Consider the following 14,055-nt stretch of genomic DNA (forward strand, 5'->3'; position numbering starts at 1 on the left):
ACTTTGCGTTAGCACCCCATTCCTACCTTTGTTAAAATGGTCCATTAACGAAACAAAATGGATAGGAATATGAACCTTTCTCAACTAAACCAAGAAATCTACGATCACCTTTACCGCGACATTGAAGAGTTCCGCAGTACTTTTGATCTGCCGGTTGCTGCTCCTGAAACAATGGACGAAAAAGGCGATACGCTACATACCTCTCTAGCGATCGAAGAGCTAACAGAACTTGCAGAAGCTGACTCTAAAATCGAACAAGCGGACGCTATTGTAGACAGCGTTTATGTTTTGATGGGACGTCTGGTTCACCTTGGCCAATCCAAAGTAGAAGACAACCTAGCGATCAGCTACTTAATCGACTTACTGTTGAACGTTGCCAAAAACCGTTCAATTGACTTCTTACCTTGCTGGGACGAAGTACACTCAAGCAACATGAGCAAAGTATGCCGTAATGAAACAGAATACGCAGAAACAGAAGCATTCTATGCTGAGCAGAACATTAAGCTAATGGCGGTTCAAAAAGGTGAATACATCATTGCTAAATGCGCTGAAGATTTTGTATCGGAAGGTAAAACAGTTCGCCAAGGTAAAGTACTAAAATCTGTACACTACCGTCCAGCCAACCTTGAGCCTCTTACAGCTTAAGTAGAGTTAAAACTGAAGCGCTTCAAAGCATCAGTTGACTGAAATAGAAAACGCCACGTTATTGTAACGTGGCGTTTTATTATCTATTGAAGAACTCTAGCTGTTTTAATTGTAGCCTTGGTTAGAAGCCGAGCGCTATACTAGTCGAGCCATATGATAAGCCGCCACATATTCGCCATTTCTGAAAGCGAATCCTGCGGACTCTCCTTCAATCACGAAACCAAACTTCTTATACAGACTGATCACTCTTTCGTTATCGGTATACACCGTTAACTCCATTCGCTTGATGTTAATCCAGTTATCACACAAGTCGATTGCTGTAGCGAGCAGTTGGCTACCGACACCTTTGCCTAACACATCGTCTTTAACACCCATACCAAATGAAGCCACATGTCGTCTTCTTGGGTTCACACACACTTCCATTCCCAAGTTGCCAACAATCTCATCGTCGATCATCGCGACATACGAGTACACGTTGTCAGGTATATTAGAGATTCGTTTTTGCCAGCTTTCCAGAGATGGATTTGGGAGTTGCAGCGTACCGGTATAAGCATTAGTGCATTCGTAAACTTCTTTTATTCCCTTTGCATCTGACGGTTCAGACCGTCTCACTATAATACTCATCGCAACTCCTAATATTTCTTCGTTAAATATGAAACACATCCTCAATGTGCACCTAGACACACTAACAAATAGTAAATATTTAACAATAGGTTAGATGAACTTATCTTATTGGGCTTAGTTGATACTGAGTAAACGCCCTCTCTCAATATCTTGTTCAAGTACCTCTGGCGTTAAATCGCCATGTCCATGGTGGTCATGATTATGGTGATGTTCATGATCGTGTCCGTGGGAATGACCTTTGTGTTCATTTGCTCTTTGAGCTAACTTGTCTGAGTCCAAATAGGTATCAGTCAAATCAGCACAATAATCTTCAGTCCATAAACGTCGAGCCTCATCATCACTCATGATTTGCTCGGCTTTAGGGCCCAACTTATCCATGTAGTACATCCCCAGCTCCTCACCTTCTACATTGGCGTGGTTGATAAGGTTCATAAACGCAGGCTCTTGATTCTCATCTGATAGATGACCATTTTTGTAACACACGGTTAGGCCAATAATGTCGTCGCCAAGTTGCTCTAATTCAGGGTTAAAATGATTGTGACTGTGATTATGTTCGGCAGCGGCGACAAGCATTGGAGTAAGTAAAACACATGCGATAGCCAGTAGCTTAATGGTATTTTTCATAGGATAGACCTTCTGTATTTTCGAATACAAATTTGATTAGTTGGTTGACTTAGCTTCTTGTTATTTGAGCTAAGCTGAGGGGAACTTTAAGAGCATTTCAGCCTGAGTACCCCTCTGTCTCACTACAAATAATCAATATGATTGGATAACGAGGCTCGATATAACGAGCGTTCTGTAGACAAAAATCACTTATCAACTACGATTCTTGCTGGTGCGATGGTGTAAGTCATTGGCTTCACCTCCCATTCACCTTTTGCTTCCAATGCAACCGCTAGTGCTTGCGCCTCTTCACATACCTTCGCTGGTTTCCCATCAGCCCAGTATGATGGACCCGAAGTGTAGCCGCACATCACTGAAAACGTGTGTTGCCCATTCTTTGTGGTGTATTCCGTCATAATGACACCACCTTCTCCATGCGTTATTTTTAGCGAGCCTTCATCGGCAACATGCATTGCATCGGAAGGTGCTCTACCACTTACGTTACTCAACAGCGCAGCGTTTGCGACTTCGACTCAAGTTTACATCGAACAAAACGTTGCCTCTAATGCTGCTGATAACGGTGTCTACACCACAGAAGCTGGCGCATTAATCGATACCTCAGAAAATGGACAAGTCTATATAGGTTTTGATGACCAGGGTTGGTTGGCAGCGGGTTACGGGCACGATTTTCACATCAGCGAATCTTTCACGTTCAACTTATACGGTGAACTTAGTAAATGGGACAACGGTGAAGAGTTATTAATCGAAGGTATTATCGATTATCAAGTGAACGACAACTTCAATGTATTCAGTGGATTGGGATATAACCAGTCAGGGCAAGTACTCGAGAATGTAAGCGACACCACGATCAACACCAATAAGTTCATCGCCGGTGCGGGGTACTCACTCGCAGGCTGGGATTTAGCTTATCAATACACTCACGAAAACAGTGATGGATCCAATGGCGGGTTTACCCACAACGATGACAACGTAATCTTTCATCAAGGCGACTACCGTACCAATGAGCACGAAGTCGTTCTCTCTAAAAGCATCGACGACTGGACACCCTACGTGAAATACACCTACTTCAATACCAACGAAGGTGACCTTTACTTGAACGGCCAATCGATGGGCCCGATCGACAACGACAATATCATTACGCTTGGTTTGTCTTACGACTTCTAAACATCTCAGATTCAATTCTCATAGGCAGATGGATTTGCCCACCTTTCGAGGGCACTACTATGAAAATGACTCCTCAACGCAACAAAGCCATTAATATCGCTGCAGCGATCAGTATCGTTTTGTTTTCTGCGATTCCCACCTACGTAAGTGCTGATCACTTAGACCCCCATTATCTAGAGCCGAGTTATCTAGAAACCAGCTATCTAGACTCCTCCTCCGTCGAATTTATGACACCAGATTTTGATCAGGGGTATCTTAACGATGAGATTAAAGAAAACCTTATTCTGAAATAATTCGTCAACACATTACAAAACGTTATATAGCTCTTGTTTTCTATATAACTCTCATCTTCTTATAGAGCCGTGCTGAGTGATTAAGACTCCGTTCCTGAATCACTTTTTCTAGGCTGATGACATTCAAAACCGCAAATGCAGAGGCTAAAAAAGACACCACACTCGTCAAAAAGTGTGGTGTCTTGGTTATTATTGCAAGGCTAATTAACTAACAATAGTTAAGATTAGTTGGCTGGACGCCAAACGCCCCATTTGTCATTTTCGTAAGTCGCTTTAGGGTTAGTACCACCTTGAACCCACCATTGTGCTTTCCATGACTGGTTCGAGTAAGTCACGACTTCGCCACCAAGGTAAGTCGCTGATGAGTTCCACGTACCTGGATCTGGCGTAGGGTCTGGGTCAGGAGTCGGATCAGGATCCGGCGTTGGATCTGGGTCTGGTGTCACGCCACCGTCATCGGCAATTACTTCAAAAGTGAAGGTTTCAACACTGTCGCTTTCAATCGAGCTAGCCATAAACGATAAAGTTTCGTTTGCAGTGATGCCAGTGGTATCAACTACGATAGAAGCCGTGCCGTTATTTTGGATGCTTACTGAAGAACCTTGAGTTTGAGTCAATGTCGCGGCTTCGCTTGTTGCAATCACAACCTTATCGCCAGCATTGACTACATTGTCACTCTTCACTAGCTCGTAGATGTCACCTTTCAATGGTTCAACACCACCGTCGCCACCATCAATCAACGTTAACTGACCAGAAGCACGGCTATCTTTTGAGTTGAAGAAGTTACGTGAAGGATCGTTTTGGAAGTACATGTAGTGCTGCATTTCAGCATGCCAGTCACCAATGAAGATCGCGCCGTCTTTAAACTCTTCATGCCAGCCGTTAATTTCTGAAGCCAACAAACGAGCCCAATCGTTAACGTTTGAAGCGTCGATGACGATGGTGAAGCTACGCGCTACTTCACCGTACTTGTTGATGATGTCGTATTTAACCGTATCACCAATTTCTGGCGTGCCAAACTGGTCAGAAACAAACAGGTCACCACGCACTAGATCAGGCTCTGGACCCGGCTCTGGTGGAGGGGTTGTGCCACCCGCGATAGTGATGTCTGAACAGTTGTAGAAGCCTTCGCCCGCAGCATCATCACGTTGCCAACGAACGAATAGAATCGCATCGCCAGAACGGTCTGAAGGAATAGTGACATTAATGCGGTACTTACCGCCATTAACCGGAACGTTACCCTCTTCTTGGATAAGATCTAAGTCTCCCCACGCTAGGCCTTTGCTCAGGTCTGCGTTTGGTTTCGTTAGGTAGAATTCCCAGAATGACGGGTTGTGTGGTGCAGTCGCGTTGAATACATATTCAAATGTACCAGTATTTAGCTCGGTACGAGTCCAGCCTGTATGAGGTGCACCCATGCCGCGTTTTTGCGAATCGTTGGCATAACATAACGTGCCGTCAGGAATCGCCGCTTTTACAGCATTGATATTATTGAAATCTTGGACATTTTTCGCGTACTCGTTACGTTGAACAAACGGGTATGAACCCGAAATGTCTTTTGCTTGAGCACACGCAGCATTAGGTGGTGTACCCGACCAAATCCCGCCTTGCTCGTAACACGTGTTCTGACGCGCGCTTGGAAACTCAGACCAACCATGAGCATTTGCCACTGACGGCACACTCGATAGCATAGCCATACCCACTGCTATTTTTAGAATATTATTATTTATTGTTGTCACTTTCCCACTCTCTATTATTTTACCCTAAACACAAAACCAATTGGTTACTAACCAACCAGCACTGTAATTCGAAGGTTTATAGTTTCTGACTTAAAGAACAACGAAAAATATATACGTCAATTTTATCAATAACAGCGGGTTTTATATTGATAGGAATCAGCATCACACAACTCAAACAAATGCGCTGTAGATAGATGATGTTGCTTCGAATTATGACGTTTCAGTATTCTATGTTGATTGAGGGAACATTATTCGGAATGAATAAAAAAGCGGCTTTATGATTAAGCCGCTTTGGGGATATAAAGGCGTTAGGTAGTAAGAAGATATTTAATAACGGCTATGCATGCCCATGCGATGTGACATGTCATCGTCCATACGACCGCCCTTCCAACCGCCGCCACCCAATAGATTAAATACATCTCGCGCTGTGTAGTCTTCTCCGCCAAAGAAGTCATTAGACACATCATTACGCAGCAACTGAATAGTTGGAGCTAATTCAACAGCAAGATCTTGTGGATCCGCAAACAAGGCTAAAGCAATCTGTTGTTGGCGTTTACTCAACTCACGAGAACTTGTTTCAACCTGCCCAATAGAGAAGAAATCACGGCTTCCGTAGCTCTTCACCATCTTTGCAGACAATGACTTAATCACCTTTTTGATTCTTCTTCTTTGGATGTATCTAAACATATTTGCTTCCTTTACTAACTCGCCTTAAACCCAATGAGCAGCTTAACTAATTAGTCTTTTAACCAAACAAAAGATAGGTCTGATTGTCGACTGAGATACTTTTGACTTCGGTGTTGAACACGGACTCTAGCTGCTCAGGGGTAAGCACTTGATCAGCTGAGCCTGATGCTTGAAGTACACCTTTATCGAGCAACAACACTTGGTCTGCGTGTCTTAGTGTTCTGTTCAAATCATGGTTAGCCATGATCACAGCGATGCCCTTCTCTGCCACTCGTTCAATGAGCTTGTACAACAAGGCTTCTTGAGCAATATCCAACGGAGCTGCGGGTTCATCGAGGATCAGCAGCTTCGCGTATGGGTTAAGTGTCGGCCAAATTTGCAGGCACATTCCCGCCAAACGTACGCGTTGCCATTCACCACCAGACAGTGTCTGAATTGAGCGATGAAGTTTGTCTGCAATGTCTAGCATCTGGCTGATTTCTTCCAAAGCTGCGTTGATTTCAGCATCAAGGCCGTGTGAGGAGCTTGGCAGTGACAATGCAAGATATTGGAACACTTCTAAGTTGAAGGCTGGCCTTGCGCTTTGGCACAAGTAAGCACGATGCAATGATAAATCTTGTAAAGACAGCTCCGACAAATCCTGCCCGTCGATCTTGATATCACCTTTGTAACCATCACCAATGCCAGATATCGATTCGAGTAAGGTACTTTTACCGCTGCCATTCGGGCCGATAACGTGAGTCACCTGCCCTTGCTTGAGCTCAAATGATAGTGGTAATAAACGAGCGCCAACGCTCAGGCTCTTAATTTGAATCATGATTTTTAATTAACATCCAAATGAAGATAGGCGCACCGATACTGGTGGTCATGACACCCAAAGGTAGCTCTGCGGAATCTAATAAGGTTCTTGCACAGATATCAGCAAACACCAACAACGCAGCGCCAGCAACGGCAGACAAAGGAAGAAGGTATTTGTTATCAGTACCAATCGCTAAACGCAATAAGTGTGGCACAACCAAGCCAACAAAGCTGATCACGCCACCTAAAGCTACCGCGCAGCCGACTAAAATAGACACGGCGAAAATTAGACGCCAGCGCAATCTCGGTACGTTTACGCCTAACTGTGCGGCATGCGTTTCGCCAATCATTAACTTATCTAGCTTACTACCTTGCAGGCACAGCCAAATAATCACGGGGATCATCACCAACGTGAGCGAGTGTTGATACCAAGTGACGCCACCTAAGCTGCCCATCAGCCAATACATCAATAAGCGTAGACTTAAGTCATCACTAAAATAGAACGCCCATGTCACCATCGCGCCAGAAAGAATGCCTAACGCGACACCCACTAGCAGTAATTTAGCCGTGGTGAGTCGCATCGTTTTTACCATGCTCACCAGTATCACGGTGAAACAGAGCGAGCCTAAAACGGCGGCAATCATGAACAGTTCTGGTGTGGGAGCAAACGGCAAGAAGAACAGCACGATAACCATCGCCAAACTTGCACCACCAGAAATGCCGAGCACACCGGGCTCTGCTAATACGTTACCCAATAAGACTTGTAAACTTGCGCCAGATACGGCTAACCCTGCCCCGATAGCAATAGCCGCCAATAGTCGAGGTAAGCGTAAATCAATCAGTAGTTTTTGTTCTAACGTGGACAATGTGCCCAGAGGGGAAATGAAAAGATCGCCAACCATTAGGTAAATCGCACTCAGCGCGACAAGCAGTGCTGCCATCAGATAAATGGCTCTAGTCCATTTGCGCTGTTTTTGGTGAAGAAGTTGTTGGAAATCCATATCAAGCTACTTTGAAAATGTTCGCGTAACCTTACCTGTATCCCCAAATAAACTCAAGGCTCACACCGTAATGTGAACCTTGATATTTCAACCAGTTGAGCGGTTGTTTTCGTCGTTTAAACCCGAGTCGATATTAATCGTACACAAGCTGACCATGGTCGAATCGCGTTTCAACTTCACACACCATTAAGGCTGCTCGTTGACCGATAGCAACATTACGATTAGGGAACACCACCGCTTCGTTTTCATTCTTAGCCATTAACGGTTTATCACCATCATGACCGAATACTTCACCGTGCTTGAACGCGGTAAAGTTCTCTACAGAATCTGAGAACATGAAATCGAAGTCATCATGTAAACGAACAATGGTTCTGCTCACGCGATAAGTGATGGTTCGCTTAGGTAAATGCTCTGGCTCAACTTCAGCAATCAAGTTACGCATCGCCAAGTCAAAAGCCGTTAGCTTATCAAGTTGGTTCTCACCAATTCTCGCGACCTGCCCTAGTTCCATTGTCAGTGCTTGCGCTTCGAAGTTTTCAGCACTGTACCAACTGAATGTACTGGTTGGCGCATTTGACAACAACACTGCTTCCACGTGCGCACTGTTAATGAAATCAAACAGCTCTTTACTGCGTACTTCGTGGCGAACTTTAGGGCTCACTGCAAACGAGTAATGCTTAGATAAACGGATTGCACAGTGCAAATCTAGATGCCAACGAGTGACAGGTTCCGTTTCTTTGTAAAACTCAGTCACCAAGAACTTCAAGTTCTTCGCGATATCCACTTCTCGATTGCTCTCGTACTGCTTTTCATCAAACAGACGATTCATGTTCACATCAAGAAAACGAGTATGCGCGTTAGTGGCTTCTGGGTGAGCTATGATAAACAAGCATCTCGCGTTTACTACTTGGAAACCTGTTTCAATATCCTCAATGAGCTTATCGATCAGCTCCATTGGTGAAGTTTCGTCGCCATGAACACCGGTTGAAAAAATGATGTTCTTGGTTTCAGAATTAAAATCCGCGGGAATCACTTCCAAGACACCGCGTTGATGAAGCTTAATTTGAACACCGTTACTCAGTACGGTCTGTCCTGCAAACACTTCTTGCTCAAGATCTAGGCTGTCAAAAAGAAATGATTGGCGAAAGAGGGTCTTCGTCATGCGCTACTCCTTAATTGCACGGCCGTATGTTAATAAATTGTACATAGAAATTGTGTTGCTAGGATCGCACTTATCAACAGAAACTCCGTTATCACTCACAAATACTACCCATATATTTTTATATTACCTGCTGACTTTACTAACCGACATCTGTTCCAAATAACTTTCTCTATTTAAAGAGACTTTTGGTTGTTTCGGCTTATCTCAGGTTATGCCAGCAAGATAAGAGCCACGTAAGCTAACACAGCTCTTACCTGCTATGAACAGATTGAGATCAATTAATCTTCCTGATCGAGCAATCTTTCAAATTCATCGATTTGAACTTTGACCATGTCGATGCTTTGTTGCCAAAAATCAGCTTGAGTCAGGTCCATTCCTAAGTGCTTTTGAACGACTTCTTCCGCCATCATGCTGCCCGTATCACGAAGCAACGAAACGTAATCGCCGTAGAATTGCTCACCTTTCGCATCGCGCTGAGCGTAAACACCTTTACTGAACAGGTAACCGAACAAGTATGGGTAGTTGTAGAAGCTTACTTGAGAGATGCTGAAATGCAGTTTGCTCGCCCAGAAGTAAGGGTCAGCTTCTGTCATTGCATCGCCATACCACTCTTTCCAAGTCGTTTCCATCAAGTCACACAGCTGCTGAGCCGTTAGCTCGCCTTTTTCACGCTGCTCGTAGAAGGCTTTTTCAAACTCAAAACGAACGGGAATGTTCACCATTAATGCCAAAGAAGAAGAAAGCTCTTCCCACAGCATTTCAAGTTTCTCATTACGTGTTTGTGCTTGTTTTAACAAATGGTCTCGAACGATATTTTCAGCAAAGATCGAAGCGGTTTCTGCTAGCGTCATTGGGTAGCGTGTTTGACACAACGGCATGTCTTTCATCACCCAGTTGTGGAACGCGTGGCCTAACTCGTGTGCCAATGTCATTAAATCTGAGCGGCTACCGCTCCATGTCATGAACACAAGCGGAGTGCGTGTAGCAGCAAACTTGGTGCAGTAAGCGCCTAAACGTTTGTTGGCTGCTGGTGCGGCATCAATCCAACCATTATCAACCATCAAAGCGACAAAATCAGCCATCTCTGGATTTACTTCAGCGAACGCAGTTTTGATCACGTCGATCGCCTCATCAAATGGGTAAACCTTAGATTCAGCGTCACCCAGCGGCGGCATCGCAGCTAAGTGATTCCAAGGCTTCATTTCATCTAGCCCGTGAACTCTTGCCATTAACAAACCTACTTTCTGACCAACAGCTCGATTAGCTTTCGCTACCGACATCATGGTGTCTAGCGTTTCTGGCACAATGCGGCTGCCGTGTAGGCTTGGATCTAGGAAATGCACATCGCTAATCTTCGAACGCTTTTTGTTTTCAGTCAGTCGCCAACCCGCCAATGCATTTAGAATCGAAGCAAAAGACTCTTGGTGCGTTTTCATCGCACCTTGAACCGTGCGCCATGCTGGTTCTTGTTTGTCGAATTCGCTGCCGTACAACAGGCTCGCGGCTTGTGAAAAGCCTAGGGCTTCCTCTTCACCGTCCAGCTTTAGCGACAGTTTTAAAGATCCGGTTAGGTTATCGTATAAACGACCCCATCCGTCACGACCATCAACCTTCATCGCTGCCAATAACTGCTCTTCAGCAACACTGAGTCGGCTGCTTGATAACTTACGAGAGCTTTCAATCGCAAAGCGCTGCCCTGCTACGTCCGCACTATCATGCTCTAATACTGCATCAATAAATTCTGGTTCTGCGTGAATTAGCGTATCTTCGTAAGGGCTGAACGCTTGAGACATTTCAGAGTTCAGCTTCGCTACACGACCAAGCAATACTTTCGCTTCTGTGTGTGTCGCGTCGACCGATGCGTGGCAATTAGCGAAGGTGTTGATTGTACTCAGTAACGTGCCTGCCGCTTCTGAAGTCTGAATCGCGTTTTGCATCGCTAGAATGATATGACGCTTTTCAACGTGTAGGTTCAACAGCTCAATGCACTGCTGAATGAGTTCAATGTCCTGTTCGATTTTTGCATCATTAAGATCGCTATAAGCAATGCTTAGATCCCAACTTGGTGTTGTCATGACTAAATTCCTTTCACGTAGGTAGTAATACCAATCAGGTATAGCGGCTGTGAACGCCGCTTTATACTTCTATTTATATTTCTGTTTCTATTTACAGATCTAAAAGATTGTTAATTCTTAAACTGTGTTTTTTGAACACTCAGAGAACAGGTATCCCTATCGATTTAACGCTGATAAAGCTCTGCGCAAACTGAGTGATATGAATATGCGTTATCGATGCGTTTTCTATCGATAACTTCGAGTACAAACTCGGGTTTTTCCAATCAATATTAAGGCAGTGCGCTAGCAGTATGCGAATCACACCACCATGAGTAACCAACAATATGTTGTCACTTGAATCATTCAAAAGTTGCGACCAAGCTTGAGTTACTCTGTCGTGGAAGCTCTGTAAACTTTCTGCGCCAGTTAATTGATGATTAGCAGGGTCTTTCCAAAAGGTTTCTAACATTCCCCACTTGTTTTCAAGTTCATCAAATGGGACACCATCTACTTCACCGAAGTTCATTTCCTGAAAACCCGATGCAACTGATAAAGGCACAGACATACGCTCTGCAAACAAGCTCGCGAGATCACCACATCGTCTTAGTGGAGAGCTAACCACGCTATCAAAGGTAATGTCTTGTGTAGTTAGTGCCTCACATATCTGTTCTTGAAGATCAGAGTTGACCAGCACATCAGATAAACCATTGAGCGCAGCTTTTCCTTCGACTTTGCCATGTCTTAACAAATAGATGTTTTTGGTTGTTCCATTGACCATGTGTGCGACCTAGCCTTGAATATCAAGCAAGTGATTAGATGGTTTTAAGTGCAGCGGCAATCCGGCAGCAACCAGCGTGACGCGCTCAACGACGCGAGCTAGCGCTTGGTTCATTCGTCCTGCATTGTCCACAAACAAGCGAGACACTTTACCCAGCGGCACCACACCTAAACCGACTTCGTTAGAGACCATGATAATTTGCGCCGGACTTTGCTCGACGCTTTTGACCAATACTTCAACCACGGCTTCAACCTGTTCATTAGTTGCGTCATCACCCAGTTCAAAGATGATGTTGTTCAACCACAAGGTTAGGCAATCAATCAATACCACATCTTCTTTCTCAAAAGACTGCAGTTTTTCGGCTAATTCGACGGGTACTTCATGCTCAATCCACTGCTCGCCACGACGTTGTTGATGGTGCGCGATTCGCTCGCGCATTTCATCGTCTAGATAAGTGGCGGTCGCTATGTAATGCAAATGCCCATTTGAACATGCTTCAAGTGCACATAATGCTTGTTGTTCTGCAAAACTCGACTTACCTGAGCGCGCGCCACCTAAAACAAGATGGTGATGACTCTGATACGTTTGATTATTGGTTGTCATGTGTTGCCTCTAATCCTGAATGCGTTACATAAAGCCGTTGGAGAAAGCAGCGGCGAACACAACGTAAATCAGTAGTTCCATCAACTGTTGAGCCGCGCCCAAACAGTCACCAGTAAAGCCACCAATTCTTGCAATTAACCACTTTTTGAAGCCCACTCTAAACACGTAAGCAATCACAACTAAAACACACGTACACGCCAATCCAAACCACAAACTTGGTAACAGGCCAACCAACATAAGGAAGACAAGTTCGCCCTTGGTTTGTTTATTGGCTAGAGGCTTACTCTTGCTCGTGTCTAAATCGCTGACGTAAGGCATGTCGTAAATAAGGGATGCAGCAATCGCGCGGCTAAAGGTATAACTGGTCACGATTACCATAAACAGTCCCGTCATGCTTATGAGTTCATTCAACAGCACCCACTTGCCAAACAGAGCCATAATCAGAGCAGACGCACCATAAGTACCGATTCGACTGTCTTTCATGATGGTCAAACGGCGTTCTAGGGTCATGCCGCCACCAATGCCATCGGCCATATCAGTCAAACCATCTTCATGGAATGCGCCAGTGAGCATCAGGCTAAAACTCATCATCAAAAAGATCGCTACTGCACTCGGCAGTACCACATCAAGTAGCAAGAACACACCGCCACACAGAACACCAAGCAACAAACCAACCGTTGAAAAGTAGCGACCAGAACGGTTCATTCGCTCTGTAGAATAGGGCGTGTTTTTCGGCATTGGCAAGCGAGAAAAGAAACCCATCGCCAGCGCAAAAAGCTCCCACTGATAAGTAACTCGATCTTTCAACGATCTTTCTGGTGCATCACTCATTAAACCGTGACTCCAGCACTTTCGAAGCTCGCCATGTTGTTATAGAACTCGGCTGCCGCACGAATGATTGGCATAGCTAGCGCAGCACCTGTGCCCTCGCCTAATCTCAATCCAAGATCGAGCAGTGGCTCAGCGTCGAGCAGCTCTAACAGAATTTTGTGTCCTGACTCTTCAGAGCGATGGGCGAAGATCATATAGTCTCGGCAACTCGGTTCAATTAAAGTCGCGACATACGCCGCAACCGACACGATAAAGCCATCGACTAATACTGGGGTTTTGTTTTGGTAAGCGCCAAGGAAAGCACCGACCATTTGAACGATTTCATAGCCACCGACTTGTGCGAGTACCTCTTTAATATCTTTAACTTCATTCGCATCTAAACCTTTGCAACGCGCGACACCTTGCTCAACCACAGCCACTTTACGTGCAAGCTGTTCATTGTTGATGCCAGTGCCTAGGCCAACACACTCCGCTGCAGCACGATTCGCTAATGCACTTAAGATCGCTGATGCGCTGCTGGTATTTCCGATACCCATTTCACCAAACATGATGATATTGGTGCCATTCGAAATGGTTCTAGAGACAAGCTCAGTGCCCAGTTCAATCCCGCGTTCCACCGTTTCTAAACTCATTGCCGCTTCATTGGCAAAGTTATTGGTTCGCGTACCCAAGCGCTGAGAGATCAACATGTCACTGTCTGATTCAACAGGCAACAATATCCCCGTGTCGACTACCGTGATATCGATATTATTCACCGCACAGAAACAATTGATCGCCGCGCCACCACTTAAGAAGTTCAACACCATCTGTTGTGTGACGGCACTTGGGGCAATACTCACGCCTTCGTCAGCAATGCCATGGTCGCCAGCAAAAATGATGATACTTGGCTTATTCAATTCGATGTGTTCAACCGCCGCTTCTTTGCCTTGGCTCTGAATCAATGCCAGTTGATGTGCGACTTTTTCGAGTAAACCAAGGGCACCGAGTGGCTTGGTTTTTTGGTCAATTCGGTGTTGGATGTACTGCGAGTATTGGGTATCTAACATAGTTTT

15 protein-coding genes and 1 pseudogene are annotated in these 14,055 nt (G+C 44.9%); 3 read left to right on the forward strand and 13 right to left on the reverse strand.

Annotation, left to right across the window (positions count from 1 at the left end):
- The first annotated feature begins 69 nt into the window (after positions 1 to 69).
- Positions 70 to 645: a nucleoside triphosphate pyrophosphohydrolase family protein gene (locus tag AB4503_RS16830; protein ID WP_008217561.1), complete on the forward strand. Its 576-nt coding sequence runs from the start codon at positions 70 to 72 to the stop codon at positions 643 to 645.
- 135 nt (positions 646 to 780) lie between these two features.
- On the opposite strand, the gene AB4503_RS16835 is transcribed toward AB4503_RS16830, so the two are convergent.
- The 3 genes and pseudogenes from AB4503_RS16835 to AB4503_RS16845 form a co-directional block, all read right to left on the reverse strand.
- On the reverse strand, positions 781 to 1,269 hold the full coding sequence (locus AB4503_RS16835; protein WP_372115418.1) for a GNAT family N-acetyltransferase: 489 nt from the start codon (positions 1,267 to 1,269) through the stop codon (positions 781 to 783).
- A 114-nt stretch (positions 1,270 to 1,383) separates the two neighbouring features.
- Positions 1,384 to 1,893 carry a hypothetical protein gene (locus tag AB4503_RS16840; protein WP_017066167.1) on the reverse strand — a complete coding sequence of 170 codons (510 nt, stop codon included), beginning with the start codon at positions 1,891 to 1,893 and terminating at the stop codon, positions 1,384 to 1,386.
- A gap of 185 nt (positions 1,894 to 2,078) precedes the next feature.
- A pseudogene (locus tag AB4503_RS16845) lies at positions 2,079 to 2,357 on the reverse strand (hypothetical protein); the annotation flags it as partial.
- Between AB4503_RS16845 and AB4503_RS16850 the strand changes: the two are divergent.
- A complete protein-coding gene (locus AB4503_RS16850) occupies positions 2,290 to 3,057 on the forward strand; it encodes a hypothetical protein (RefSeq protein WP_372115419.1) in 768 nt (255 codons plus the stop codon). The pseudogene AB4503_RS16845 and the gene AB4503_RS16850 sit on opposite strands and share 68 nt — an antisense overlap.
- 59 nt (positions 3,058 to 3,116) lie before the next feature.
- Positions 3,117 to 3,350 (forward strand): hypothetical protein, encoded by a 234-nt coding sequence (locus AB4503_RS16855; protein ID WP_171733535.1) that lies wholly within the window; start codon positions 3,117 to 3,119, stop codon positions 3,348 to 3,350.
- Positions 3,351 to 3,574: 224 nt separating this feature from the next.
- Here the strand turns inward: AB4503_RS16855 and AB4503_RS16860 are convergent, their stop codons facing one another.
- The 10 genes from AB4503_RS16860 to cobT form a co-directional block, all read right to left on the reverse strand.
- The gene (locus tag AB4503_RS16860; protein WP_372115433.1) at positions 3,575 to 5,041 is read right to left on the reverse strand and encodes a lytic polysaccharide monooxygenase; all 1,467 of its coding nucleotides are present in this window, start codon (positions 5,039 to 5,041) and stop codon (positions 3,575 to 3,577) included.
- A 375-nt stretch (positions 5,042 to 5,416) separates the two neighbouring features.
- The gene (locus AB4503_RS16865; RefSeq protein ID WP_372115420.1) at positions 5,417 to 5,776 is read right to left on the reverse strand and encodes a DUF6559 family protein; all 360 of its coding nucleotides are present in this window, start codon (positions 5,774 to 5,776) and stop codon (positions 5,417 to 5,419) included.
- 58 nt (positions 5,777 to 5,834) lie between these two features.
- A complete protein-coding gene (btuD, locus tag AB4503_RS16870; protein ID WP_136974865.1) occupies positions 5,835 to 6,593 on the reverse strand; it encodes a vitamin B12 ABC transporter ATP-binding protein BtuD in 759 nt (252 codons plus the stop codon).
- Positions 6,580 to 7,575, reverse strand: a complete 996-nt coding sequence (gene btuC / locus AB4503_RS16875; RefSeq protein ID WP_017096955.1) for a vitamin B12 ABC transporter permease BtuC — start codon at positions 7,573 to 7,575, stop codon at positions 6,580 to 6,582. Before btuC ends, btuD begins: the two co-directional genes overlap by 14 nt.
- Positions 7,576 to 7,708: 133 nt before the next feature.
- Positions 7,709 to 8,737 carry a succinylglutamate desuccinylase gene (locus tag AB4503_RS16880; RefSeq protein ID WP_372100469.1) on the reverse strand — a complete coding sequence of 343 codons (1,029 nt, stop codon included), beginning with the start codon at positions 8,735 to 8,737 and terminating at the stop codon, positions 7,709 to 7,711.
- Positions 8,738 to 9,015: 278 nt separating this feature from the next.
- Positions 9,016 to 10,812 (reverse strand): M3 family oligoendopeptidase, encoded by a 1,797-nt coding sequence (locus AB4503_RS16885; protein WP_372115421.1) that lies wholly within the window; start codon positions 10,810 to 10,812, stop codon positions 9,016 to 9,018.
- A 139-nt stretch (positions 10,813 to 10,951) separates the two neighbouring features.
- Positions 10,952 to 11,569, reverse strand: a complete 618-nt coding sequence (locus AB4503_RS16890; protein ID WP_372115422.1) for a histidine phosphatase family protein — start codon at positions 11,567 to 11,569, stop codon at positions 10,952 to 10,954.
- A gap of 9 nt (positions 11,570 to 11,578) precedes the next feature.
- Positions 11,579 to 12,172 carry a bifunctional adenosylcobinamide kinase/adenosylcobinamide-phosphate guanylyltransferase gene (gene cobU, locus AB4503_RS16895; protein WP_372115423.1) on the reverse strand — a complete coding sequence of 198 codons (594 nt, stop codon included), beginning with the start codon at positions 12,170 to 12,172 and terminating at the stop codon, positions 11,579 to 11,581.
- 24 nt (positions 12,173 to 12,196) lie between these two features.
- On the reverse strand, positions 12,197 to 13,003 hold the full coding sequence (locus AB4503_RS16900; RefSeq protein ID WP_372115424.1) for an adenosylcobinamide-GDP ribazoletransferase: 807 nt from the start codon (positions 13,001 to 13,003) through the stop codon (positions 12,197 to 12,199).
- Positions 13,003 to 14,049, reverse strand: a complete 1,047-nt coding sequence (cobT, locus tag AB4503_RS16905) for a nicotinate-nucleotide--dimethylbenzimidazole phosphoribosyltransferase (RefSeq protein ID WP_372115425.1) — start codon at positions 14,047 to 14,049, stop codon at positions 13,003 to 13,005. The genes AB4503_RS16900 and cobT overlap by 1 nt, the downstream gene beginning before the upstream one ends.
- Positions 14,050 to 14,055 lie beyond the last annotated feature (6 nt).

The sequence above is a fragment of the Vibrio sp. 10N.222.55.B11 genome (assembly GCF_041473705.1).
Taxonomy (GTDB): Bacteria; Pseudomonadota; Gammaproteobacteria; order Enterobacterales; family Vibrionaceae; genus Vibrio; species Vibrio crassostreae_C.